Here is a 24287-nt window from a genome sequence, read left to right as displayed (position 1 = left end):
CAATCCTGTAAGTGCGCATGTCGGCGAAGGCGGAGTATGCCGTGCGGGCGATGATTCAGCTCGCCACGGTGCCCGACGGGACGCTAGTGAAGACCGACGACCTGGCCCAGGCCCAGGGCATTCCGCCGCAGTTTCTCGTAGACATTCTCACCAACCTACGCACCGACCGGCTGGTGCGAAGCCATCGCGGTCGCGAAGGTGGCTACGAATTGGCCCGTCCCGGTAAAGACATCAGCATTGCCGATGTGCTCCGCTGCATCGACGGGCCGCTGGCCAGCGTCCGGGACATCGGACTCGGCGACTTGCCGTACTCGGGGCCGACGGCGGCGCTCACCGACGTCTGGCGCGCGCTGCGGGCCAGCATGCGGTCGGTGCTGGAGGAGACGACGCTGGCCGACGTCGCCACCGGTGGACTGCCCAAGCACGTTGCGCAACTCGCCGATGACTATCGCAAGCAGGAAAGCCAGCGGCACGGCACCGCGCGCACCGGCGACTAGGCGAACGCGCCTGCTCGCTCAGCCCGCCGAGCCGTACGGGCTGGTGAGGATCTCCATGGCGTGGCCGGACGGATCCGGGAAATAGACCCCGCGCCCACCGTGGTTGTGGTTGATCTCGCCGGGGCGCTTGGCGCCCGGATCGGCCCAGTGCTGCAGGCCGCGTGAGGAGATCTTGCCGTAGATGGTGTCGAACTCCTCCTCGGACACCAGGAACGCGTAGTGCTGACGCGGGATGTCCGCGCCTTCGGGGGCATCCGCGTAGTCGAGACTGGCGCCGTGCTCGAGCTCGACAACCATGAAGTGGCCGAAGGGTTTTGGGCCGGGCAGCCCGAACAGCTCGGCCAGGAACTCCGCGGATTCCCGCTTGTCGCGTGAGGCGACGATGGTGTGGTTGAAACTGATGGTCATAGTTCTTTCCAGTCAACCACTGTGCGCCCGGCGCGACAACGCCGCGTTATTTCGGTGCGGTCAGCTCCAGGGCGATGTTGTCGGGGTCGCGGAACTCCAGGATGTAGGACGGCCCGATGTCCTTGATCGGCTCGTGAACGATGCTGAGCTCATCGAGATGCGCTGCCGCCGAATCTAATTCGTCTTTGCTTCCGAGCCGAAACGCGATGTGGTCGAGTCCGACGCGATCCTCGTCGAAGCGATCCGCTGCGACGGGCCGCAGTCCCAGCAGTGTGCCGCCCAGGTCATAGATGACGCCGCCGAACAGGAAGCCCAACTGGTTGCGGGTGGGTTCGTCGGCGTTCTCGGGAACCTCCAACAGCACCGGCCAGCCGAACACGCTTTCGTAGAACTGCCGCGACCGCTCGATATCGGTCACGGTCAGCCGGACATGTGCGATGGACCTACTCGTGAACGCCACCTGCTCCATCGTTCCACTGAAGGGCCGCATGTTAAACATGCCAGAATCGCGGTCGTGCGAATTGCGATGACCATGCCGGTGATGGAGCCGGATCTGGATGCGACGGTGCTCGAGACCTGGGCGCGCGCCACTGACGAGGGCCCGTTCTCGTCGCTGTGCTGGGGCGAGCGGATCGCCTTCGACAACCCTGACAACCTGACGTTGTTGGGTGCGCTGGCCGCCTGGACCACGCGGGTCCGGCTGCTGACGACGGTTATCGTGCCGCAGCTGCACGATCCCGTCATGCTCGCCAAGGGGCTGGCGACCGGCGATCTGCTCAGCGGCGGCCGACTGACCGTGGGCATCGGGGTGGGCGGCCGGCAGGAGGACTACCGCGCCGTGGGTGCCGACCCGGCCACGCAGACGATGCGCGGCATGGCAGAGCGCGTCGCGGTGATGAAACGGGTCTGGGCGGGGGAGAAGACCACCGACTCGGTGCTGCCCGTCGGGCCCGCGCCGGTCCAGCCCGGCGGTCCGCCGCTGTTCGTCGGCAGCATCGGGCCGAAAACCATTCGCAGCGCGGCCGCGTGGGCCGACGGGCTGGCCGGCACCACCCTGGACCTCGACGTCGCCAAGCAGAACGAGCTGTTCGACGTCACCCGAGAAGCCTGGGCGGGGGCCGGCAAGCCCAAGCCCCACCTGATCACGTCGTTTTGGTTCGCGTTCGGATCGCCCGAGGAGTCTCGCGACCAAATTCATCGTCATCTGCGCCGCTACATGAACTGGATACCAGCCGAATACGCCGACGCGATGGCGCCGATGACGGGCTGGGCCGGCAGTGAGGACGAGCTGCTGGACGTCTTGCGCAGGTTCGAGGAGATCGGCACCGACGAGGTTCAGCTGATCCCGACGAGCTCGGATGTCGATCAGCTTCATCGAGCCGCGGACGTGGCGGCCCGGCTGTAGTCTCCGCGCGCGGCATCGCTACAGCTAGAGCGTGGTGAATTGCCGCACCGGCGCTGTAGCGGTTTCATTGGCGAATGACGCAGCAGGAGTTGCCCGCCCCGCTGGCCGAACTGACCGGGCTGATGACCGAGTGCGCGAACAACGGTGATTACGCCGGCGCGGCGCGGCAGGCGAACGAGCTGGTCACCCTCTGCCGCGCAACGCTGGGCGAGCGTCATCCCTCGGCCTTGGAGCTCAAGGTGTCGCTGGCCACGCTGCAGCTGCGAGCCGGCGATGACGCCACCGCCTACGAAGAGTTCGCGCGGCTGATACCGGACCTCGTTGAGGTGCTCGGTCGCGATCACCTCAGCACCCTGACCGCCCGCCACCTGTTGGCGGGACGACAGCAACCTTCGCTGTCGTCGCTGGCCGAGTGGTCGCAGCTTTTCGCCGACGAACAGCGCATCCTGGGTGCCGAACACGAAAGCACGCTGGTAGCCCGCGAGAAAGTCGCCGAAAAGCGATGGGAGATAGGTGATGTCGTCGGCGCGATGGCCGAGGGCGAACACGTACTCGCCGCGCGGCGCCGGGTGCTTGGCGACGATCATGTCGACACATTGGGTATGCGATTGATGCTGGCGATCTGGCGGGGCCGGGCGGGTAATGTGCCCGAGGCCGTCGCCGAGCTCGAATCGTTGATCGGCGAATTGCGCGAGCGGTTGGGAGACCACCACGCCCACCTGCTGATGGCGCGGCATATGTTCACGCTCTGGGCCCCGGAGCGGGCCGGCGTCAAGGACGAGGTCGCCGCGTGGGAAGCGCTGGCCGAGGAGGAGGCCCGGGTACTCGGCGAAAAGCATCCGGTGACCCTGGCCGCCCGCCAGGCGCTGGCCGGATGGTGTGCCCGGCGCGGCGAGCCGGCGAGCGAATCCGGCGCGCACGAGTCGCTGGCCTGGTGGCTGAATTGGATCAACGTGTTGATCGACATGATGGCGGATACCTATCTGAAGGGCGCCGTGCCGCTGGACTATTCGGAGGCCTCGCTGCGGGCCCTGGAAAAGGTGGTGTGTCAGCGCTATCGCTACCCGATTCAATTGCTGAACGATGATCACTTCGCCGCGGGTGCGGCGGCGTATCTGGGCGAGACCTTGATGCGGGTGGGCGGCGGCGCCTGGGAGTGGACCACCGAGGCGACCGAGACCTCCTTTGACTGCCTGATCCGTGACTCCAATCTGCTGCTGAGCGCGGCCAGGCACCGCTGGCGGGTCATGGACGAGGTCGAGGTCGATGCGGCGGGGCTGCCGGTCGTGGTCCCGGATCCGGCCACGCAGCTTGCAAAGGTGTCCCCGGTGCACCTGCTGTTGGATGCCGTCGAAAGCGGTGGCGGCGGAGTCATGGCGGGCGTCTACCAAAGGTGGCGCCGCGCAGTCGATGAATCCGCTGCCGCCGAATCTGGCTGGTCGCCCGCTAAGGAGCGCACTCTGGCCGACGGTTTCTCCCCACCACCGCCCTCACCGGTGCTCGATGCGTGGCTCATCCGCCAGCGACATCACTTCCCTGTATGGGCCGCGCGCTACCACGGCGACTGGGACTACACCCCGGAAACGATCGACCGGCTTACCGAGCTCGTCGGCCGAGTCACCCCGACGGTCGAAGCCCTCAGGGATCCGGCAAACCGCGAATTCATCGAAGGCGCAATGTATTACCTCGGCGAAATGCTGCGCCGCAGGTATCCCTCGCGGTGGGTTTACCGCGAGTTCCACGACGACGACGACCCGGATCTGGCCAGTTTCAGACTCCAACTCAATGGGGACGCCGGGTTCACCAGCCCCTTCTACCTGCTGCACCTCATGCTGCTCGAGGGCAGTGACCCCGGCCGCGCTCGCGCCTTTTACGACGATTGGGTCAGCTGAATCTCGGCGATTGGCGCGGTCTTCAGGTCGCCGCTTTATCCGCCGCGCGCTCGTTGTTCACCGAAGGCTCCTGCGGCGGCTGCCCCTTGCGCAGCGTCTCCAGCAGCTCGCGGTACGGCCCCACCAGGTAGACGGTGTCGCCGCCGCGAAGCCAGGCGTCGCGGCGGGGATGCAGTTCGATGGGCGCATCCCGGCGGGTGATCGCGATGACGCGGGTTTGGGTGGACATTTCGAACATCCGCAGCCCGTCGAGTTCGCTACCGGCCGCCACGTGCATGGCACCGACCATGAACGAACGCTGGCCGACGGAGAACGTCCCCAGCACCTGCAGGCCCATCGCGGCGCCGATGAACCAGGGCGCGGCCAGGTCCACGGTGGAGCGGACGTTCTCGAAACCGAACCGCTTGGCCACCGCGTCGCCGAGGGTGCGGTCATAGATGCGCAGCACGATGGGCACGTCGGGCCGGTTGACCTCGGGCATCACCCGGGGACCGAGCATCTCGCGCAGCACGATTCCGGTCTCGATGTTGACCATGTCGTCCTGAGTCAGCACCGCGACCGCCCGGGCGCGGTCGACCCGCGCCGACTCCAGCGTCTGGCGCAGCGTCGCGTCCCCGAAGATCACCGGCACGTCGAGTTCGTCTGCCGTCGAAAGGAATCGGTTGTTCTCGTCGCGCTCGATCACCGCGACGTCGTATCCGGCAGCGGTCAGGTCACCGACGACGCGGCTGCCGAACGAGCCCAGGCCGACGACGATGATGTGGTTGCGTAGATGGCGTGCCCGCCGGACCCCGGCCGATTGGACGAAGCGGCGCGAAAGCAGCAAGTCCGCCAGAAATGCGACGAGCAGCGCGGTGGTTGTCACTCCGGTGAACATCAGGGCGACGGCGAATATCCGCAGCCACGCGGACTGGTGGAGGAAGGTGAATTCGCCGTAGCCCACGGTGGTGATGGTCTCCGCGGTGAAGTACATGGCGTCCAGCCAGGACAGTCGCGGCTTCGTGTAGGAGTAATGCACTACGGCCGTCGAGGCGAGCAGCAGGCTGAGCGCGAGCAGCATCGCGGGGAAGAGCATGGGATTGACGTCGTCGCGCATCGCCCGGGCAGCATCCGAGATGCGCCGCATCCACGATTGGCGAGAGCGTGTCGCGCTCGGGCGGGGCGTCTTGATGCCGCGCGCGGCCAGTTCGTCGGCGCTGCCGATCATGGCGGTCCAGTCGCCGGCGCGCACCCTATGATCTCGTCCAGGGCAGGGCACCACCTCGTCGGGCGTCGCGGCGTTCTCGCCGTGAATCACGGCCACCGGTGCCAGGTCGCCGTAGATCTCGCGAAGGGTCGCGTCGCGGGGCGCCTCGGCTCCCGAGACCAGAAAGTTGATGCCGGCGGCCTCGACCGGGTGCGTGTGGCTCGCCAGACAGGCCTCGACGACCGACGGCGCCGCGAGGTCGGCGACGTCCAGGATGGCGCCGGGACCGTTGTCGGCGGCCACCGCTGCCCGCAGCACATCGTTGCCCAAGCGGGCGACCACGCGCACATGGGGATTGGTTTTCCTTGCCAGCAAGGCGATTTCGAGGTTTTTCGCATCGTCGTCCCCGGCGCACACGATCGCGCTTGCGCGGGCGAGATCGGCTCCGGCGAGCTCCTCGCTGTGCAGCTTGATGATCGCGGCGCCCGCGCGGTTCAATTCCTCGGCGATCGTGGTCGCGAGCGCGTCGTCACCGCTGACGATGATGTGCCGGCGCGAAGTCATGGACATTCCGCCGGGACGGCACGATTTCGTGTGCTGCGGCGTGGTGAGTCGTCACGCATAAACCCCACCTCTGATGACATCGGCGCTCACTTGTTGCTACGACTATCGGGCACGGTGCCGTTTGATGCCAGCGCGACATGTACTCGAAGCGGAAGACGATAATTGACCGCATCGTCGCTTGCTGGAACTGGATGGGAGGACGCGGTGGAGGGTGGACCGCTGGATTGGTGGTTGGACCGGGTCAACTTGTTGATCGACATGACGGGCGACGTTGATCTGGGCGGGGCGGTCGCGCTGGATTACTCCGAGGCGTCGTTGTCGGCGCTGGAGGTCGCGGCGCGAAACCGGCTGGCTGATCCGGCCGAAGCACTCGATGACGAGCACCAGTCCTTCACCGCGGGAGTGGTCGCGTATCTGGGTGAGGCCTTGATGCGGGTCGGCGGGGGGCGGTGGGACTGGGTCGCCGAGGTGCCCGATGACGCCACGATCGACGATGCCGTGTTGTTGCGGCGGTTGTCTGAGCATCGTTGGCGTATCGACAGCGCGGGCGAGCCCGACGCCACGGGCTTTCCGATCATTCGCCCCGATTCCGATTCCGGGCTGGAGGCATTGTCACCGACGCATCTCCTGCTGCAAGCGTTGGCGGCCGACGAGAGCGCGGTGTTGGTGGCCGCCTACGGCCGCTGGAAAGGGGCCGTACAGGCCTACGCCGCAGAGCATCCCGGATGGTCTCCGGTCAAAGAGCGCACTCTCGCCGACGGCCTGTTCAACGCTCCGCCGCCCTCGACGGTGCTCGACGACTGGCTGGCTCATCAAGAGCAACAGTTTCCGGCCTGGGCGGCCAGCAATGGCGGGAATTGGGATTTCAGTCCCGACAGCGTCGACCGACTCACCGCCCTGGTGCTGCAGGTGACGCCGACCGTCGAGGCCTTCCATGATCCCGCTAACGCCGAGTTCGTTGACGGTGCCTCCTATTACCTCGGCGAGATGCTGCGCCGCGGCTACCCATCCCGATGGGTCTACCGCGAATTCCTGGACGAGGGCGACTCCGTCACCGCAAACTTCAAGATTCAGCTCAACGACGACGCCGGCTTCACTGCGCCTTACCATCTGCTCTCCCACATGGTCAGGCATAAAGATCCGGAGGATACTCGCGCCTACTACGACGAATGGGTCGGCTGAATTCTCAAGCCCGTTAACCTCACTTAGGATCGCGACATCGTGTGCTTGGCGTTCGAGCGCGCGAAGTCCGACGGGGAGGGCCGCATATGGCTCGGGTTTGGCTGATATGGCGTCGCGTCGTTGCGACCGCTCTGGTTTTGGCATTGGCAGGGCTGCTCGCGCCGACCCGCCACGCCATCGCGGATCCGGCGCCGAAACTGCCCGGGTACGCCGCCGACCAGGATCCACCACCGGGCAAGACCCCGCTCACTTACACCTTTCCGTCGGCGAATGCGCTGTCGAGCCTGAACCAACCGACTGCTGAAGAACTGGCTGGGATCAGGCCGAGGGGCAAATACACATCCGGTAGCAAAGAACATCTCTTCAAAAGCTGGCTGGTCTACCAGAGCCAGCGGGCGCCCGCCGTCGCGAATCCGTTGGGGTGGGCAGACTATCGCGACGCTTACGTCCGCGCCTTCAACAATCGCAATACCGGCACCAGCTTCGAAACGAGGCTCGATCAAGAGCTGAAGTTCACGGAAAACGGTTACGTCCGCAACCGAAAGATCAAGAACACTTCGATCAACCGCCGCCCGGACTTCCACAACGATCAGGAGATCGTCGAGATCAAGACCGGGGCGGTCGACAAGGCGCAGCTCGAAGACTTTCTTCGCATCGCGCAACAGACCGGTCGCCGGGTGGTGTACATCTTCCCCGACAAGCCGCCGGCGGCGACGCTTCAGGCCATGCTTTCCGCCGCCCACGGCTTGGGCGCATCCGACCGGCTGTTCGTCCGGTACTACCCGACGGTGGGCGTGCCCGATCCGTCCGGGAAAGCCGTCCTCGCCAGCGGCGGACAGAACCCGGTCAACGGCGGTGCCGATCAAACTACCGGCGCGTCTCCGGACTCGCCCGCCCAGGCAATCGAACAAGCCTTCGTTTCAGGGCAGGTCAACGCCGACATGGACATCGAACAGGCGGCCCAGGATCCCGAGTCGGTGCCGGTCTCGGCGCCGGCCCCCGCTCCGGGGCAGCAGGCCCCCGCTCCGGGGCAGCAGGCCCCCGGTTCGGTTCCGGCGCCCGCTCAGCCGGCGCCCGGCTCGGTCCCGGCTCCCGCCCAGCCGGCGCCCGGCTCGGTCCCGGCTCCCGCCCAGCCGGCGCCCCGGCCGGTTTCTGGCCCCATGCCGATCAATCCGGGAGCCGTTGTCGGTCCAATCGTTGATGCGGGGGTCCTCGCCGGGGCGACTGCCGCCAACACCGTCGCCGGCATCATCGGCGCCGCAACGGGCGGCGCGGCCACCGTCTTGGCCAATGTCACCGGCGGCCTGGTCAGTGGCATCGCCGGCGCGGTAACCGGGGGAATCGTGGGTGGCGTCGCGAGCGGGATCGGCGGCGGCGTGGCGAGCGGGGTCAGTGCCGTTTCCAGCGGGATCGGCGGCGTGCTGGGCGGCGTCGATTTCTCCACGCTGCAGCTCCGCTACATCTCCGACACCGATCTCAACGGCAACGGCGTGCAGTATTCCTTTGCCGCCAATGCGCAAACCGGCGCTGCGCCGTCGTTCGGCGGTAATGTCAACGCCTACATGGCTTCCGACTCGTTCTTCGTCTGGCTTGCGCTGCCGACATCGTCGTTCACCGTCAATCTCAACCCGAACGAACCGGACCGCATCATCGATGCACAGTTCGGCCGCACCGACGCCGGGCGGATCCTGCTGGAAGCCGACTACACCATGAAGCAGGCCACCGCGAAGCTTGTGGACCCGGCCACCCCGGATGGCCGCCGTTTCTTGGATGTCCTGCAGGGAGCGAAATGCTTTTCCCCGCAACGAAAGTGGATCATTCCGTTGCCGGCCAGCGTGTCCACCCAAGGCGACTCGATGTACATCCTGGACGCCCCGCTGGACGTGAAGCTCGAGATCGAGGGACCCGACCTGAAGCCGGGCATCGGCTGCCCGGCCCAGGATGCGGGCATCACCCGCCAAAACGACGACCTGTACCGGACCATGATCTTGCCGAAGATCGTCGACGAGGTGAACCACGCGCCCGAGTACGCCGACCTGCGCCGTGTCTATGCCAGCCGGATCGCCGCCGAGTGGTACCGGCAACGCAGCAAGACGAAAGCCACCGCCTACTCGAAAATCGTTGACTCGGGCAACATCGACGCCTGGACCTCCAAGGAGCCTTTCAGTCCGCAGGAACTCTTCACCCGCTACCGCAAGTCCTTCTACGAGGGGGACGCGACGTACACCTGGCAGACCGGCGACCGCACCACCTGGAAATTGACCATCGGCGGCGTCGATTTCACCAACATCCCCATGGTCAACATGACGCCGAAGGACTTCGCCAAAGACCATCCAACGCTGCCCGCGACCGCAAGCGGCTCGCTGTTCGGGCCGCGGCTGCAGAGTTCGTCGCAGCAGAGTTCCGCGCAGCAAGTGTGGCTGGGCGGCCTGACCAGTGCGCGGCCCATGAGCCAGGTGTGGACCGGCGATCCGGGTGTGCTTATCCCGATGCCGAAGTCAGTGTTCGGCACGTCGCTGAGCCCGATCATGTACGCCGCGATCGTGTTGCCGTTGGCCGCATGGATCGGTGTGGGTGGTGCGCTGTGGTGGCGCCGCAGGCGGACGGCCGGCGTGGCGGGGAGGCGCTGAGGATGTCAGACCCTTCCCAGGATCCATTCTTCGATCCCTTTAGCCCCGAACCGGTTTCACCGGCGCCGCCGTGGGGTCCACCGACGTCGCCTTCAGCCGCGCCGCCGCCCTCGGCCGCGCCGCGACCACCCGCCGCCCAGAAGGTCGCCGGTTTTTCCCCGGCCACCGTGTTTTTCGGCAGCTATGTGTTCGCCGGCATCGCCGCGCTGTTGTTGGCCACGGCGATCGCCGTATTAATTGCGATCTCGGATCTCCGTTCGCGTGGTAGTACCTCCGGCCCGATGATGGTTGCCGCGGCCGCCGGATTGATCGTCGTCGCAGCGTTAGTGGTGTCACTGGGCGTGCTCGACGATCGCGGACGCAGCTGGGCCCGACTGGTGACCTGGGGCGTCTGCGGCGTCGGACTGTGTGCGGGAATAGCCGTCTTCGTCCTCGACCCGGGGGAGTCCGTCGCTTGGTTCGGCCAATTGCTGCACGTGGGCGCGGTCGCGACGATGATCATCGCGGTCGCGTCCGCCATCTTGCTCGCGCTCCCGGAGTCCAACGCGTACTTCCATCCGGGCCGCCGAGCCAAACCCGTTGCCTCGACAGCCTTTCCGCAACCGTCTGCCTTCTCCGCGTCACCGGCGCCGTATCAACCCCCGGCGTCACCCCAACCGTCGGCCAGTTCCGCGCCTCCTCCAGGGTTCCCCGCGAATGACTCCGACTACGACCCGTTCTCATGACGGCTAGCTGGCCGGGCCCCAGCTGGCCCAACCCCTTCGACCCCAGCACTCCGCCGCCCCCACCTCCGGGCCAACCGCCGCCGCGTCCGCCCTCCGACGAAGTGAGCACGCTGGCGACGCTGTCGGTGGTGTTCGCGTTTCTGCTGGCCCCGGTGGGCGTGGTGTTGGGGCACTTCGCTCTTGCCGATATCCGCCGCCGCGGTGACCGCGGCCGCAACCGTGCGCTGGTTGGCCTGACGCTGTCCTACACCTTTACCGTGATCGCCGTCGTGGCGTTGGTGCTGTGGGCGACCCTGGGCAACAACCAATCCGGCCCGTCAACGGCGAACTCCGGGACAACCACCGCCGCTGGTGGGGCGAAGCCCAGCGCCGCTGCGTCCGGGCCGCCGGAGCCCTCGGTGACGGCCGAAGGCCTACAGTCGCTGGTTCTCACCGGGGAAGATGTCGGCGGTCTGATCAAGGCGCCCGGCATGTACGTCAACAAGACGTGGACTCAAACCCACGAACTGCAACCCGGAGACAGCCTCGACCCCCCGGACTGCACCGAAGCGGTGTTCAACGGCCTGACGGCGTCCTATCGCGACAGCGGATACCGCGCCATCTATGGCGTGGACCTCGGTCAGCACACCAACGGATTCCCGCACGGGGTTTCCGAATTCGTCGCAACATTCGACAATGCCGCCGCCGCAAAAAATTTCGTCACCAGCGCCGTCAACCAGATCAACGGCTGCGCCGGGAAACAATTGACCTATTCGCACGGCGGCGTGTCCGGTATCTACACCATCGGAACGCCGGTGCAAACCGGTCCGGTGACCTCGGTAGGCAGCACGCTGGGGATCGTGCACGACAACGGGCGGACCACCGATGTCGGGAGCCAGCACACCAGCGCGCTGCGGGCCCTGGCGGCCAAGGCCAACGTCGTGGTCGACGTCGATGTGATCGGACGCGATCTGGGCGACGACGCCACTACAATCGTCCAGGACATCCTTGGCCGAATTCCGAGTTGACCTGCCTACCAACAGAATTGACGGATCTACAACACCTGAACATCTGCGGGTGACCAGAACGCGCGCATCGACGTGATCTTGGCGTCCCCGTCGAACGACATCGTCGAGATGGGCGAGATTCGGGTACGGCTGTCACCCGCGTCGAGCGTCAGATGCCAAAAGAAGGCGGCTTCGCTGCCGGAGATCCGCAATTCGGCGAGTTCGGTGTCCTTCTTCGCGTCTTGGAATCCCGCGTAGAAGCCGCGGATGGCGTCATGGCCGCGGCGAATGTCTGATCCGATCGGATCCTCGATCGTGGCGTCGGCGGCGTAGAGGGCCACAATCTCGTCGGCGGTGCCCGCGGCCACCAGCGCAAGGTAGCGATTGACGGTCTCGGTGATGGCTTCTGGGGACGGCATAGCTTCGGACGCTACTCCTCGCCGTCGTCGCCGCATGAGTCGCGGTATTCGCGGCAATACTGGCGGCGTGACTTTCATCGAACGCCTCGCCAGCCGTGAGATCTACCGGAACCAGTGGATGGTGCTGCGAGAGGACGACATCCGCCGGCCCGACGGCAGCGAGGGCATCTACAGCGTCGTGGACAAGCCGGCCTATGCGCTCGTGATGCCCTACGACGGGCGGCGCTTTCGGTTGGTTGAGCAGTTTCGCTATCCCCTCGGCGTACGGCGTTGGGAGTTTCCCCAAGGCACCGCTCCCGACCTGGCCGATGCCGACCCGGTCGAGTTGGCCGAGCGTGAGTTACGTGAGGAAACCGGGTTGCGCGCAACCTCGTTCGAGGCACTCGGCCAGCTCGATGTCGCTCCGGGAATGTCCAGTCAACGTGGCTGGGTGTTCGTTGCCACGGGTATCGCCGAGGGACAAACCGACCGCGAGCACGAGGAGCAGGACATGCGCAGTGCGTGGTTCGCGCGCGAAGAGGTCGAGCAGATGATCCGCGGGGGAGTCATCGCCGACGCGCAGTCGGTGGCCGCCTATGGGCTGTTCCTGTTGCGCCGCCGATGACCCCTGGAAACATCCCGATCGTGTCCGCGCCGAGATCGCGACGCGTCATAAATCGCCCACCATTGACGCAATGCGGCCGAGGTTTCGGGTAGTTGCGGTGCTCGCTGCCGTCATCACCTCGGTCGTCGGCACACCCGGCATCTGTGCGAACGCGATGTCGCCATCGTGGAACGGCAAATATTCGCTGGTGAGGTACGCGGCCGGTAAATCCGGTACCAGCGTGGCAGCCTCCCAAGCCGAACCGACCTTCAGTGCGGATTACGTCTTCACCACTGCGTGTTCATCGGGCACGTGCGTGGCCACCGCCACCAACGGCCCCACGCCCAAAAACCCGACGTTGCCCCGGCCTTCGCACTACACGTGGGACGGCGCCAGGTGGGTCGAGCGCTTCGACTTCCAATGGGATTGCTACATGGGCGAAGGCGTGCCGAAGGTGTGGGCACCCGCCAGGTCGTGGGCCTTCTACACGCCGCAGCCGGACGGATCGTTGCGCGGCACCTGGCACACCGACATCAGCAGCGGCCCATGCGGTGGAACCGTCGAAATGCCGGTGGCGGCGTTCGCCGCTGGGCCGGCATAACGGAGATGCCTCAGAAGTGGCTAGGGGCAGTAGTTCGATTCCGCCGCGCTGACGATCGCTGCGGCGTCCGCGTAGTTGAAGGAACTGTTCAAGCCGGAATGAACATCGGTGGCCAGCTCGTCTGGAGTCTTGCCCGCGGCGCGATCTGAGCAGATGGCGTGGCCGAGCGAAATCAGCGTGCCTTCTCCACCCGGCTGCCACACGACGCCGATCTTCTTCAGTTGGGCCAGGTACCCGTCATCGTCGGCGACCGCGACCCCGCTACCTACCGTTAATGCGGCAGCAACGACAGCCGGAATGGATAACATTCGTAGCCCGCAAACAGCCTTCACGCTCGGCTCCTTCTCTCTGGAGTGGTGACAACAGCCTCATTATGCTGCCTTTGGCGCCGGATCGCGCGGCGAACAGCAAAAGCTGGCAAACCATCCGTCAGCAACTGTGTCCCCCGGTCAGCAATCGCGAAACCTCCCCGTGGCTACCTTGGGCTTTGGGTTGACCGGGCCGGGCGCACGAGTCAATCCGCAGGATCAGGCGCGCCGCCCGCGCTATGACGATGCCTGATTCCGTTGCCGCGCAATGACTTAGCGGATCAGTCCGGTGGCGTCGGGGTCATCGAGGCGATGTAATAGGTTTCGTGCCCGGTCGGGTAGCCGCCGCCGCCGGTGGCGATATGAACATGGTCGTAGTGGTCGGCGGTTTCTGAGCCCAGGTCCGCCATCCAGTTGCCGCCGCCGACTCCCGGATAGATCTTCTGCCGCCAGATCACGTGGTTGATGCCCCATCGCTTCGTGTTCGCCAGGGCGTATCCGGCGATCTGGTTGCCGAGCTCGATTCCCTCGGGGGAGTGGTAGTTCGGGATCATCACGTCGATCGCCAAACCGTTGGGATGCCACGGCAACGGGTCCTGCCGGTACCCGTAGATGGTTTTGATCTGGGGGAAGAGCACGCCGATGGCGCGGGCCGCCCAGATGGTCTTGACCTGTAACCGATCCTCGGACCCGACGCCGCGAGGCAATGCGAGCTGGAATTGCTGGCCGGCAGAAGCGGCGGGCGGCGCCAGCGCCGTCAGCGCCTCCACCTCGGCCGGGCTGGCGGTGCGCGGCGCGCTGGCGGGCGGCCGAGCCGCCACGGCGCTGCTGGTGGCGGTGGGGCTCGCCGCGGGTGTCTCGACGCAGCACCGTGTCTTGGTGCCCTGCGCGTGGATCATGGCGGCGGAGACGATCAGCGAGGCGGCGATCGCAAGCAATCGCCCCCGGCCCTTAGCGAACACCTTCGCGCCCACGACCAGCAGCTTAATGTCGTCTGCGACGCGTGGGGCCATCTTTCGCAACAAGTACGCCCGGAATGAGCTGGGCCGGCGAGGCCGAGGCCAGCTGCCGCATCGTGGTCGAGATTCGAGGCGTTGCGCCAGGCAGAACTGGGTAAACCAACGCAGTAGCGCTCGCGGGCCACGCGCTTCAGGTTCGGGATCGGGGCACCAGTCGAAAGGCGGCAACACATGGTTCGTGACCAAGGGGGCCGGTGGGACGTCAGCATCAAGGACAACGCGGTCTGCGTTGAGCGCATCTCTGAGAGCGACGAGCGGGTATTCGACGACCTGTTACGAGCCGAGGAAGCCCGTGACCTGGCCGGGCTTCTAACGAAGTACGCGACCAAGCTCGACGAGTCCGAAGACTCCGGTAAAGGCGATGAGTCGAAGGCGGACGATAAGTCCGAGGACGCCGAGCAGTCCGAGGAGAAATCCGAAGACACGGACGACTCCGACGACTCCGAGAAGTCCGAGATGTCCGACGACTCCGACGACGAGACGGACGAGAAGGCCGAGAACAAGTCCGACGACTCCGACGACTCCTCGGACTAGGAAAAGCGGGCCGGACCGCCGCTCCCTGCAGTCACGAATTCGCGCGTGCGTGCGTTCGGCTTGGGCGACAATGAACCCATGTCGGGCCTGTCCTTCGAAGATGCCAACGCGTTCCATCGGTTTATGCGCACCTTCGCGGCCACCAGAGTGGGTGTTGCGATCCTGCGACCGACGGCACACCATTTAGACCGACTCATCACCAAAGTCAGCGGTGGAAGAAGCAGCTTCGCCGGGCTGGCCACCGGCGTTCCGGTGGTCATGCTCACCTCGACGGGTGCCAAATCCGGGGAGCCCCGCACCACCGCCGTCTACGGAATCCCGCATCCTGACGGCCTCAGCCTCATCGCGTCCAACTTCGGTGGGGCAAAGCACCCGGCCTGGTACTACAACCTCAAGGCCAACCCGGAAGCGACGGTCACGATAGGGCGGGATACCTGGCGCGCCACCGCCCGACTTGCCACGCCCCGCGAGCGGGACGACATCTGGGCGAAAGGCCTGCAGATCTACCCGGGCTGGCGGAAGTACGAGTCGCGGGCGGGGCAACGCCACATCGAGGCGTTCATTCTGAGCCGGTCGTAAAGACCCGCATTGCCCAGGTTCGTGACCAGTGAACGGGCGGGGATAACTGCAAGTCAGCTGTGGTGCCCCCGGCAGGATTCGAAAGTGCCGATGTGCTACACTAGCAAAGTTCCGATGACCAGCCTAAAGGCATCTGACCAGGATTGACACCGAGATACAGCTATTGCCAGCAAGTGTCAGCAAGTGCCAGACTCGGCATCGAGAATGCACGGAGAATGCACGGCGGCGCGAAAGGGCAGGTAGATGGCTGGCAAAAAAGGAATGCGACAGCGGGCCTGGGGCTCGCTGCGCAAGCTGCCATCGGGCAAGTGGCAGGCAAGCTACATCGGGCCAGACCTGGCACGGCACAACGCGCCCATCACCTACAGCACCCGCATGGACGCAGAACACTGGCTAGCCGACGAGCGCAGGCGAATCGAACGCGACGAATGGGTTGCACCCAAGGTCCGCGAAGAAGCCCAGCGGGCCAAGTCCAAGACGCTGGGGGAGTACGCCATCGAATGGCTGGCCACCCGTCCACTCAAACCGCGCACCCGGATCGGATATGAGGCGACCTACAACCAGCGAATCAAACCCAAGCTGGGCGGCGTGCCGTTATCGGCGCTGAACGCTGAGACGGTGCGCCGCTGGCACGCGGGTCTGGGCAGCACACACGCCACGCGCAATGCCCACGCCTACGGGCTGCTGCACGCCATCTGCTCCACCGCTGTTACCGATGGCCTGCTGGCCACCCAGCCGTGCCAGATTGCCCGCGCAATGAACGTGCCCACCAAGCGGGCGGCGGTGATTCTCGATGTGGACGACATCGCCAAGCTGGCCAACGCGATCCAGCCGGAACGGTTGAAAGCAGTCGTGCTCATCTCGGCCTGGTGCGGTCTGCGGTACGGCGAGGTCAGCGAATTGCGACGGAAAGACTTCGCGGCAGACTGTTCCACTATCACCGTGGGCCGCGCCGTCACTCACCGGCAAAAGACTTGCAACATAGACACACCCAAGAGCGGCAAGGGCCGAACCGTTGTGGTGCCTCCGCATATCCGCGAAGACTTGAGACACCACCTCGAGTATCACGTGAAGAAAGACGCTGAGGCTCAACTATTTCCGGCATCTAGGGGTGGGTGTCACTTGAATGACCGAGTGTTTCTGGACTACTTCACCGAGGCACTGAAAGCCATTGGCCGCGAAGGAGTTCGGGTGCATGATTTGCGGCACTTCGCCGGTACGCAAACCGCACGTGTCGGCAACCTGGTCGAGACCATGGCGCGCCTCGGGCATTCGACCGTCAAAGCCAGCCTGATCTACCAGCAGATCGTGTCTGGCCGTGACGCGGAAGTGGCCGAGGCGCTGTCATCGCTAGCCACCGACGCGCAAGCCAAGGAGTTGGCCAAGGCTGAAGCATCCCGGGTTTCATGCACCCTCGGGGTTCTGTGAGCCGGCCGGTTGGTCGGTCACGTGTTGGGAATAGTACTGGGCTTCGGCTTCGGCGGGTGGGACTCGGCCGAGGCGGTGCATGAGGCGCTGCTGGTTGTACCAGGCGACGTAGTCGGCGGTGATGTACTCGACGTCACCGACCGTGGTGAGCGGCCCGCGACGGAACGGGGAATCAGGCCGGATGCACTCAGTCTTGTAGAGTCCGATCGTGGTCTCGGCCAGAGCATTGTCATAGGCATCGCCGACACTGCCGACCGAGGGTCGGATGCCCGAAAGGGCAAGTGTTTCACCGAATCTCACGCTGGTGTACTGCGATCCTGCGTCGCTGTGGTGGATGGCGTCCTCGATCGGGTGACCCTGACGCGACCGCAATGCGACGGCCTGACGGATCGCCGATTCGACGAACTGGGTCTGCTTGGAGGCGCAGGCCTCCCATCCCACGATCGCCCCGGCGTAGGCGTCGATGACGAATGCGACGTAGACGAACACCCCCGTGACGAGCTTGACGTAGGTGAAGTCCGCAACGAGCAGCTGGTTGGGTGCGCCCACCCCGAACTGGCGATCCACCAGATCCGGTGGCCTCACCGCCGCCGGGTCGGCGATCGTGGTGCGCACGGCCTTCTGGCGGCGTACGCCCTGCCACCCGTTTCGGCGCATCAGGCGTTCCACCGTGGACTTCGCCACCGGGATGCCTTTGCGCTGCAGATGTGCCCACATCTTCACCGACCCGTACAGCGACTCAGCTTGCGCCGGCCGTGCTCATCGGGTTCGTAGTAGCCGGCCAAGACCTCGCTGATGGTGGCGTCCCACAGGGCTCGCTTCGACGGTGCCCGCTTGACCCAGGCGTAGAAGGTGCGTGGGGCGATCGGCACACCGTGCTCGGTGAGCACGCGGCAGATCGGAGCGACCCCGAAGCGGTGCCTGTGTTTGGCGATGAACTCGCAGACCGAACTGGTCAGCGGCGGTTGCGCGGGTCGCTCTCCCGCACGAAGAAAGACGTTGCCGCCTTGAGGATTTCGATCGTCTGCTCGAGCTCGGCGTTGCGCCGCTTGAGGGCGCGGATCTCAGCGGCCGCCGCCGAGGAGACACCGTCACGATCACCGTCGTCGACCTGCTGCTGACGGATCCAACTACGCAGCGTCTCGGCCGTCATCCCCAACCGCTTGGACACCGCCGTGATCGCCGCCCACTCACTTGGGTAGTCAGCACGGTGCTCCAACACCAGACGGACCGCCTTGGCCCGCGTCTGCGGGTCGTACTTGCTCGGCATGACATGCACCTTCCCAAGGAAGGAGGTGCGCATCAAACGCGGGATGGTTCAGACTGCCGCCGAGGGCGACGCGGAGATGGCCCAAAAGACGGGCTGAGCGCCACGCACAGCGACGAACGGGTGCCCGCTGGGTAGGTTGTGCCTGGCGGGCACTTTCGTTGCGTCAGGGAGCTCGAAAGTTGTTGGTTGCGAGCCGCTTTTTAACTATGCGCGCGGTCTATCTATGACTGGGGAATTGTCCCCAGTGGGCCGGTACGGATGGCTGGCCTGGGAGGGGTGTCGCCCGCTGGCCGCAGGGTGTATGGTGCGGTCGTAGCGCCCAGGGTCCACGACCAAGGGGCGACGTAAAAGAACCTATAGTCCTGAGGTCGAGCACAGAAGCGCTCAGGTTGTCGCTACCAGCCCTGGTATGTCGAAGGCGTTGTGCCTGTTGGTCATCCACTTAACCGTGCGACGACCAAGGAGCATCCCCGTGGGACAGAAAATCACCCTCGCCGCAGCAGCCGACGAACTAGGCATTTCCAAACGCAGTGTGCGACGGCTCATTTCAAACGGTGAGCTCCGTGCCTACAAGATCGGTAGAAGTGGCCAGCTTGTCCGTATCGATCGCGACGACTTAGCAACCGTTATGTGCCAAGTCGTTCCGAACGGCAAGCCCTGAAACAGACGAAAGCCCCGGCCATCGAGGATTTGACCGGGGCAATCGCTGTTGGTCCATTCACAATGAGCAACGAAGGAATTAGACCGTTTGGCCCAATCCAGCGGCAGCAGAAAAGAACCGACATGAACGGTAACACAGACTACTTCGGCCAACGACGCGCCGAATGGGTCAAACGATCCGGCTACGATCCCGCAACGCTGCCACCATTGCCGACCCCGACAAGCGACGACTTCGTAGAGAACGTGTTCAGGCTGTACGAGGCCAAGCGGGAACGCGAACTGTTGGACCGCAGGCAGCCCTATATGCGCAACGCGCACCTGTTGCCACCGCGCGACGAGTTCGCATCGCTGGACTGGTATGTGCATGTGCTCAAGCTTTTTGAGCAAGCAAATACTGAGCTAGGGGGAATCTACCGATTTCTGCCCACGCTGGCGCAGCGCCGATCTAACGGCGAGAAGCTGATGGATTGGGAAGCATCCCAACGCCGCACGCGGGTAGAGCCATCCGACGACGAGAAACACAAACGCGCTGTAGGCCTGCTGGATTGGCGATGTTTCACCGGGAAGTCTCCGTTAGCAACACAACCCAAAGGTGGGCGTGACGATGAGACCAATAAAGCACTGCGCTACCTGGCCCCTCTGGTCAACGAGGGGTCGCTGACACGAGACGAACTGACGCGGGCCGTTATTGACGCGTCGCGGCGCAACGGACATATCCCGAACAACAAGCACCCCAGGCAGGTTGAATCCGACATCGACCGCGCCATAAGTAAATTCACAGAGCCCTTCAACTGGGACAGGCTGGACAACGATGTCTACTAGAAAGGACTGGCGCACCGGCGAGGGAAATAGCAATAGCGCTGAGATAGAACGAAGTTGGCGTGCAATAGATCTGGGCCCGATTCTGGCCGGCGACTACAACCCCCCCAAACCCGTTGTGGGCCAGCGCAGCGACGGCGTTGGCTTGTTCTACCCGTCCAAGGTCCACACCCTGGCCAGCGAATCCGAGGCGGGCAAAACGTGGGCGGTATTGGCTGCCGCGTTCGATGAGATGAAAGCCGGAAAACACGTTCTCTATTGTGATTTCGAGGACACCGAGGAGGGCATCGTTGGGCGGCTGCTCACCTTCGGGCTACCCAAAGATGCGATAAACGAGCGCTTTCACTACATCAAGCCCACTCAGTCGGTAAACAATGAGGTCAACTTGGCTGACCTGATGGACGTCATCAATGGACACCAGCCAACCCTAGCGGTGATCGACGGGATTACCGAAGCGATGACGATGCATGGCTTAAACCCTAACGACAACAGCGAGATTGCACGGTTCGGTGAGATGTTGCCACGCAAAATCGCGCGAAGCGGACCCGCGACCGTATGTCTTGACCACGTGGTGAAAAACGGTGATTCACGCGGCCGGTACGCACTGGGTGGCGTTCATAAGCTCAACGGGTTGGACGGGGCAGCATACATTTTGGAGCAGCGCGACCCGTTTGGCGTGGGCATCACCGGACGTTCGGCAATCCTGATAGCCAAGGATCGTCCCGGCCAGCTCCGTAAACATGCGCGACGACGCAACGATGGATTGTTCGACTTCGCCGAGTTCACGCTGGATTCACACGATGACACCTATGCGGAATTCGAAATCAAACCAGCCGTGGCGCGTCAGCGCGAATTCCGGCCAACCATAGTCATGGCGAAAATCAGCAAGGTCTACGAGACACGCGGCAGAGCGATGTCGCAGCGGGATGCCCTCGCGTTGGTAGGCGGCAAAGCTGAGACAGCGAGAATGGCTTTCGGCCTGTTGCGGAAGGAGGGATACCTGTCCGAGTCAACTCCGCACAAGCTTCTCCGACCATATCGGGGGGACGAGGATGCATGAGTGTGTCCCCGTGTCCCCGGTGTGTCCCCAGTGTGTCCCCCTGTTTCAGGGACACGCAGGTCAAAGTGGGTGTGTCCCCGTGTCTCCCGTGTCTATCTATAAGACACGGGACACGGACACGCACAGACCCGGCAGGAGTCAGGTCTCGGGAGCAGAATGCGCTACGGACTAACTGATGATGGGAGGCCAGCCATGGCGCTAGGTGATCTGCTCCTGGCGATCCACGCACCCGAGCTCACCGGCGCGGCGTGCAAAGGCCGACCCGAAGTCTTCGACGCGCAACCGCCCAAGACTGCAGATCGCGGGTACCTGCACACCAGGGCCAAGTGGATTTGCCTACGTAAATGCCCCGCGCTCGCACAGTGCCGAGCCTGGCTGGAAAGTCTGCCGCCATCGCAGCGTCCCGAGGGGGTGGTGGCCGGTCAGTTCATCGAGTCGAAGATTTGGCGACCCGACCGCACCGGACGCGGCAAGAAACCACCCTTAGTGGCCTCTCATTCGCGCCAGGAGCGACGAAAGCACGCCGGTTAGAGTCACTGCACCGGAACGGGGTGTCAGGGGTTGAGATTGGCTGGGGAATTCACTCCCCAGTCACCAGCGCCGAACCGCTCAGACCAGTTCCCTGGCGTGGAAGCAGCGAGACCAGTTCCCTTGCAGTACCAGGTCCCCACAGCATCAAAATCATTGACACACCACACCATTCGCAGTGCCTGGAATCCGTTGCACTACAACACTTTCGGAACCACACACCTGGTTTGCTAGCCAGTGCCACCACCCACCAAGCAGCGAACCCAGCAAACAATACTTAGACCACTCCCTATAACTATCTCACCTGCGGATTCGTCACACCCCAGCGCGGCACGGAACCGGTAGGTAGCTAGTAGTCTATTTATGCAGGTCAGGGGGGTTGAGAACAGGCAATTCTTTCGGAGGGCCGCCCGGTGGGAGTCGAAATGTTGCCAGACCAGATTTCCGGCCACGTCCAGCAAACAAATTCAGCTAACGAGAACCAATTAGCTAACGTTTGCTGGGAAGCGTTGCCGCGCAATTGGTTTCGATTCTGCGCATTTACCGGGCGTGGTTCGTGGCGTTGCGTGGTGTTTCGTGGCAGACTTCGACGAATGGCCAAGATGCGTAGGCGCATTGGTGTTGTTACCCACGGCACCAGTGGATATCGGCAGGGCTGCCGGTGTGATGTCTGCAAAGAGGCTGAGTCGGCGCGCAACGCCCATTACCGCGTCTCGGGCACCACGAAAAGCAAGGTGCTGGCTATGCCTAGTCAGCCTGGCGAGGTAGAGCGGGCTGTGATCGAGGAGGCCGAAATTCATTGCAGCACGGGCTATCGCGTGGTGACTGCGCGCACCCTGGCTCGTGTGTTGGATAATCCGAATATGGCTGGGGTGCATGTGTCCACGGCGCGCCAGCTGGTGCCGATCCTCAATGCGATGCATGACAGTGGTCCTGGGAAGCGGAAGGGCAGCGCCAGGCTGGCCCTGGTGTCTGACATGGCCAAATCGAGGAGGCCCAAATGAACGCTGAGACAACCGAGTACGCGCACAAAGCGGTCTACGCGCTGCGCTCGATTCAGCTTGGCCCTGATGGGCTGCCGAATAATCCGGGCCAGCGGCTAGCCGCTTACCTGGCGTACCAGTACGCGAATGGGTTGCGCGCCAGGATTGCTCGTGAACCTGGGCCGGTAGCTGCTGCGCTGCGCACCCTGTGCACCACCTATCTGGACATGGTGAACGCGCACCGCGACGGCAACAGGCATCCCGAGTGGGGGCCGCGCTGGCTTGCCGCGCTGGCCAGCATCCCAGATTTGTTCCCGTCCCAGCCAGTCACCGATACGACTGTCTGGCCTGACGCCGAGGCACCGCTGACCGATCCGCGAGTGCAGGCCATGATCGCCGCCGACCTGGACCTGTTGGGCTTCATCGGGCAGGCCTTGGCTGCCGACGTAGAGCAGTAGATTCCTGGCCCTGAGCGCGACGCTGGCAGCCGAAACGCCGCGCTGTGGCTCCGGTATGCCGGGCAGCTCATTTCGTGGGCTAGGATCGCCCGTAATGGCTTGCCGCATCCGAATCGGCACCCGGCCTAAAACCGGCTGACCAATTCCCCTCGGAGCCGCAGAGCCAGGACAACGGGACATCCGTCAGGCACCCTCGCAACGAGGCTGACCCGAAGCGGCTGACCTGCATACTTTCCCGCGACGGTGGTTCGCGGAGTTAGTCATTCATTCACTGCTGGCGTAAACATTCTGCGCTGCAACAGCTTTCGCCCAAGGAGTAGAGCGATGCCCAACCTATACACTCTTCAAACACGTTATAAAGAAATCGCCGGGTTGCTGGAAAAGGCGGTTGACGACAACGAAAAAGGCCGCATCACCAACAAGCAGTTCGTTGATATCGCGAGCCCACTCAATGCTGAAGCCCGCGAGATCGGAGACACCCTGAAGGCTTACAACAGCCTTCCCCCGCAGCTGCGCGGTAATGGAGGCATGCACCGAGTTGGTAGCGGTGATCCTTCCGGCATGATGAGCGGCCCATTGCCTGCCGGTATGAGGGCCAAGGGCTCGGTGGTGGCACCCCTGCGGTTCAGCGACGAACAGCTCAAGGGCATGTTCGAGGCGCTGCAAACCAAGTCCTCATTCCAGCTCAAAACCAAGGGGTTTGAGTCGGTCGATTCTGACCTTCCCGCACAGTTGCAGGAATGGGTGGTCGGCCCCCAGTACGAACCCCGGCTACTTGACCGGCTGCCTGCTCAAGCTATCGAGGCACCGTCGCTCGAGTACATCATCCACAACGCCACAACTGGGTCACCGGGCATCGTTGCTGAGGGACAGCCTAAGCCAGAGCTACTGTTCCAAACAGAGCCTGCCACAGCGACTGTGGCGAAATTAGCGGCCCATACGGCGATTAGTTGGGAGATCTATAACGACTGGGGCAGGTTTACGCAGTATTGCCAGCAGGAGCTTGTCCGCCAGGTGGTGAACACGGAGAATAACGAGCTCTTGAATGGGCCTGGCGGTGCTGGGAATATCGCCGGAATTCTCTCCACCAGCGGCATTTTGACGCATGACGCCTCAACCGACAACGGAACCAATGTCACCGCTCTGGATTCGGTCGAGATGAGCATCGCCCAGCTACGCACCGGACCGGCGCTGGCTGAGGCTGATTTGCTTGTGCTGCACCCGAATTCGTGGTCCGCGTTGCGTCGCATCAAGGATGCTTACGGTCATTTCATGGTCCAGCCCGATCCGACTGCTGGGCAAGCGTCCGAGTTGTGGGGCATACCCGTGTTGCAGACCACGCAGATCGCGGCAGGAACGGGAGTCTTGTTGGATACCCGCAAGTTTGGGTTCGTTGTGGTGCGTGAGGCGCTGACCACGCGGACCGGGACCAACGATAACGACTTTATTTCCAACCTGATTCGCTTCATCTGTGAAGAACGGCTGCAACTAGCCATCGAGCGCCCAAGCGCAGTGCTGGCGATATCGGGACTGCCCACCAGCTAGGAGTATTGGGAATTATGA

24 protein-coding genes and 2 pseudogenes are annotated in these 24287 nt (G+C 64.0%); 19 read left to right on the top strand and 7 right to left on the bottom strand.

Annotation, left to right across the window (positions count from 1 at the left end; genetic code table 11):
• The first annotated feature begins 11 nt into the window (after nucleotides 1–11).
• Complete coding sequence (locus G6N50_RS12960; RefSeq protein ID WP_067833337.1) at nucleotides 12–497, top strand: Rrf2 family transcriptional regulator; 486 nt, start codon at nucleotides 12–14, stop codon at nucleotides 495–497.
• Between the two features lie 18 nt (nucleotides 498–515).
• Here the strand turns inward: G6N50_RS12960 and G6N50_RS12955 are convergent, their stop codons facing one another.
• Nucleotides 516–905 (bottom strand): VOC family protein, encoded by a 390-nt coding sequence (locus G6N50_RS12955; protein WP_083099643.1) that lies wholly within the window; start codon nucleotides 903–905, stop codon nucleotides 516–518.
• A 46-nt stretch (nucleotides 906–951) separates the two neighbouring features.
• Entirely contained in the window at nucleotides 952–1374 is a 423-nt protein-coding gene (locus G6N50_RS12950; RefSeq protein WP_083099641.1) for a VOC family protein, read from the bottom strand.
• Nucleotides 1375–1431: 57 nt separating this feature from the next.
• Here G6N50_RS12950 and G6N50_RS12945 point away from each other — a divergent pair, with 57 nt between their 5' ends.
• The gene (locus tag G6N50_RS12945) at nucleotides 1432–2310 is read left to right on the top strand and encodes an LLM class flavin-dependent oxidoreductase (RefSeq protein ID WP_083099640.1); all 879 of its coding nucleotides are present in this window, start codon (nucleotides 1432–1434) and stop codon (nucleotides 2308–2310) included.
• A gap of 74 nt (nucleotides 2311–2384) precedes the next feature.
• Nucleotides 2385–3245: pseudogene (locus tag G6N50_RS12940) on the top strand (tetratricopeptide repeat protein); the annotation flags it as partial.
• Between the two features lie 979 nt (nucleotides 3246–4224).
• On the opposite strand, the gene G6N50_RS12935 reads toward G6N50_RS12940, so the two are convergent.
• Nucleotides 4225–5952, bottom strand: coding sequence for an NAD-binding protein (locus tag G6N50_RS12935; RefSeq protein ID WP_083099662.1), 1728 nt, complete (start codon nucleotides 5950–5952; stop codon nucleotides 4225–4227).
• Between the two features lie 204 nt (nucleotides 5953–6156).
• Here G6N50_RS12935 and G6N50_RS12930 point away from each other — a divergent pair, with 204 nt between their 5' ends.
• The 4 genes from G6N50_RS12930 (at nucleotide 6157) to G6N50_RS12915 (ending at nucleotide 11496) form a co-directional block, all read left to right on the top strand.
• Nucleotides 6157–7134: a hypothetical protein gene (locus G6N50_RS12930; protein ID WP_083099638.1), complete on the top strand. Its 978-nt coding sequence runs from the start codon at nucleotides 6157–6159 to the stop codon at nucleotides 7132–7134.
• Nucleotides 7135–7277: 143 nt separating this feature from the next.
• Nucleotides 7278–9764 carry a hypothetical protein gene (locus G6N50_RS12925; RefSeq protein WP_158086119.1) on the top strand — a complete coding sequence of 829 codons (2487 nt, stop codon included), beginning with the start codon at nucleotides 7278–7280 and terminating at the stop codon, nucleotides 9762–9764.
• Nucleotides 9765–9766: 2 nt separating this feature from the next.
• Entirely contained in the window at nucleotides 9767–10489 is a 723-nt protein-coding gene (locus tag G6N50_RS12920; RefSeq protein WP_142275794.1) for a hypothetical protein, read from the top strand.
• On the top strand, nucleotides 10486–11496 hold the full coding sequence (locus G6N50_RS12915; protein WP_083099633.1) for a sensor domain-containing protein: 1011 nt from the start codon (nucleotides 10486–10488) through the stop codon (nucleotides 11494–11496). The genes G6N50_RS12920 and G6N50_RS12915 overlap by 4 nt, the downstream gene beginning before the upstream one ends.
• Before the next feature lie 26 nt (nucleotides 11497–11522).
• On the opposite strand, the gene G6N50_RS12910 is transcribed toward G6N50_RS12915, so the two are convergent.
• A complete protein-coding gene (locus tag G6N50_RS12910) occupies nucleotides 11523–11894 on the bottom strand; it encodes a nuclear transport factor 2 family protein (RefSeq protein WP_083099631.1) in 372 nt (123 codons plus the stop codon).
• A gap of 34 nt (nucleotides 11895–11928) precedes the next feature.
• Between G6N50_RS12910 and G6N50_RS12905 the strand changes: the two genes are divergently transcribed.
• Together G6N50_RS12905 and G6N50_RS12900 are read left to right on the top strand one after the other, a co-directional pair.
• Nucleotides 11929–12498: an NUDIX domain-containing protein gene (locus G6N50_RS12905; protein WP_083099630.1), complete on the top strand. Its 570-nt coding sequence runs from the start codon at nucleotides 11929–11931 to the stop codon at nucleotides 12496–12498.
• A 70-nt stretch (nucleotides 12499–12568) separates the two neighbouring features.
• Nucleotides 12569–13078 (top strand): Rv2253 family sensor-like surface protein, encoded by a 510-nt coding sequence (locus tag G6N50_RS12900; protein ID WP_179970124.1) that lies wholly within the window; start codon nucleotides 12569–12571, stop codon nucleotides 13076–13078.
• 20 nt (nucleotides 13079–13098) lie between these two features.
• Here the strand turns inward: G6N50_RS12900 and G6N50_RS12895 are convergent, their stop codons facing one another.
• Nucleotides 13099–13386, bottom strand: coding sequence for a DUF732 domain-containing protein (locus tag G6N50_RS12895; protein WP_083099627.1), 288 nt, complete (start codon nucleotides 13384–13386; stop codon nucleotides 13099–13101).
• A 281-nt stretch (nucleotides 13387–13667) separates the two neighbouring features.
• Nucleotides 13668–14399 (bottom strand): glycoside hydrolase, encoded by a 732-nt coding sequence (locus G6N50_RS12890; protein ID WP_276053389.1) that lies wholly within the window; start codon nucleotides 14397–14399, stop codon nucleotides 13668–13670.
• A 177-nt stretch (nucleotides 14400–14576) separates the two neighbouring features.
• Between G6N50_RS12890 and G6N50_RS12885 the strand changes: the two genes are divergently transcribed.
• From G6N50_RS12885 to G6N50_RS12875, 3 genes are all read left to right on the top strand, one after another.
• Entirely contained in the window at nucleotides 14577–14939 is a 363-nt protein-coding gene (locus G6N50_RS12885; protein ID WP_083099626.1) for a hypothetical protein, read from the top strand.
• A 78-nt stretch (nucleotides 14940–15017) separates the two neighbouring features.
• A complete protein-coding gene (locus G6N50_RS12880; protein WP_083099657.1) occupies nucleotides 15018–15518 on the top strand; it encodes a nitroreductase family deazaflavin-dependent oxidoreductase in 501 nt (166 codons plus the stop codon).
• A 375-nt stretch (nucleotides 15519–15893) separates the two neighbouring features.
• Nucleotides 15894–16946: a tyrosine-type recombinase/integrase gene (locus G6N50_RS12875; RefSeq protein ID WP_308204177.1), complete on the top strand. Its 1053-nt coding sequence runs from the start codon at nucleotides 15894–15896 to the stop codon at nucleotides 16944–16946.
• Here the strand turns inward: G6N50_RS12875 and G6N50_RS12870 are convergent.
• Nucleotides 16923–18216: pseudogene (locus G6N50_RS12870) on the bottom strand (IS3 family transposase). The gene G6N50_RS12875 and the pseudogene G6N50_RS12870 sit on opposite strands and share 24 nt — an antisense overlap.
• Nucleotides 18217–18625: 409 nt before the next feature.
• On the opposite strand from G6N50_RS12870, the gene G6N50_RS30105 reads away from it, so the two are divergent.
• The 7 genes from G6N50_RS30105 to G6N50_RS12835 all read left to right on the top strand — a co-directional run bounded on the left by G6N50_RS30105 (nucleotide 18626) and on the right by G6N50_RS12835 (nucleotide 24269).
• Nucleotides 18626–18877 carry a helix-turn-helix domain-containing protein gene (locus tag G6N50_RS30105; protein WP_083094334.1) on the top strand — a complete coding sequence of 84 codons (252 nt, stop codon included), beginning with the start codon at nucleotides 18626–18628 and terminating at the stop codon, nucleotides 18875–18877.
• Nucleotides 18847–19698 carry a hypothetical protein gene (locus G6N50_RS12860; protein ID WP_158086049.1) on the top strand — a complete coding sequence of 284 codons (852 nt, stop codon included), beginning with the start codon at nucleotides 18847–18849 and terminating at the stop codon, nucleotides 19696–19698. The genes G6N50_RS30105 and G6N50_RS12860 overlap by 31 nt, the downstream gene beginning before the upstream one ends.
• On the top strand, nucleotides 19688–20755 hold the full coding sequence (locus tag G6N50_RS12855) for an AAA family ATPase (protein WP_083094332.1): 1068 nt from the start codon (nucleotides 19688–19690) through the stop codon (nucleotides 20753–20755). The genes G6N50_RS12860 and G6N50_RS12855 overlap by 11 nt, the downstream gene beginning before the upstream one ends.
• Nucleotides 20756–20947: 192 nt before the next feature.
• The gene (locus G6N50_RS12850) at nucleotides 20948–21286 is read left to right on the top strand and encodes a WhiB family transcriptional regulator (RefSeq protein ID WP_179970122.1); all 339 of its coding nucleotides are present in this window, start codon (nucleotides 20948–20950) and stop codon (nucleotides 21284–21286) included.
• A 590-nt stretch (nucleotides 21287–21876) separates the two neighbouring features.
• Entirely contained in the window at nucleotides 21877–22287 is a 411-nt protein-coding gene (locus G6N50_RS12845) for a hypothetical protein (protein ID WP_083094331.1), read from the top strand.
• Nucleotides 22284–22724: a hypothetical protein gene (locus G6N50_RS12840; RefSeq protein ID WP_083094330.1), complete on the top strand. Its 441-nt coding sequence runs from the start codon at nucleotides 22284–22286 to the stop codon at nucleotides 22722–22724. The genes G6N50_RS12845 and G6N50_RS12840 overlap by 4 nt, the downstream gene beginning before the upstream one ends.
• A 324-nt stretch (nucleotides 22725–23048) precedes the next feature.
• Nucleotides 23049–24269 (top strand): phage major capsid protein, encoded by a 1221-nt coding sequence (locus G6N50_RS12835; RefSeq protein ID WP_083094329.1) that lies wholly within the window; start codon nucleotides 23049–23051, stop codon nucleotides 24267–24269.
• The last annotated feature ends 18 nt before the right edge of the window (nucleotides 24270–24287 follow it).

The sequence above is a fragment of the Mycobacterium mantenii genome (genome assembly GCF_010731775.1).
GTDB classification, from domain to species: Bacteria; Actinomycetota; Actinomycetes; order Mycobacteriales; family Mycobacteriaceae; genus Mycobacterium; species Mycobacterium mantenii.
This window is presented reverse-complemented; position numbering and strand designations above follow the sequence as displayed.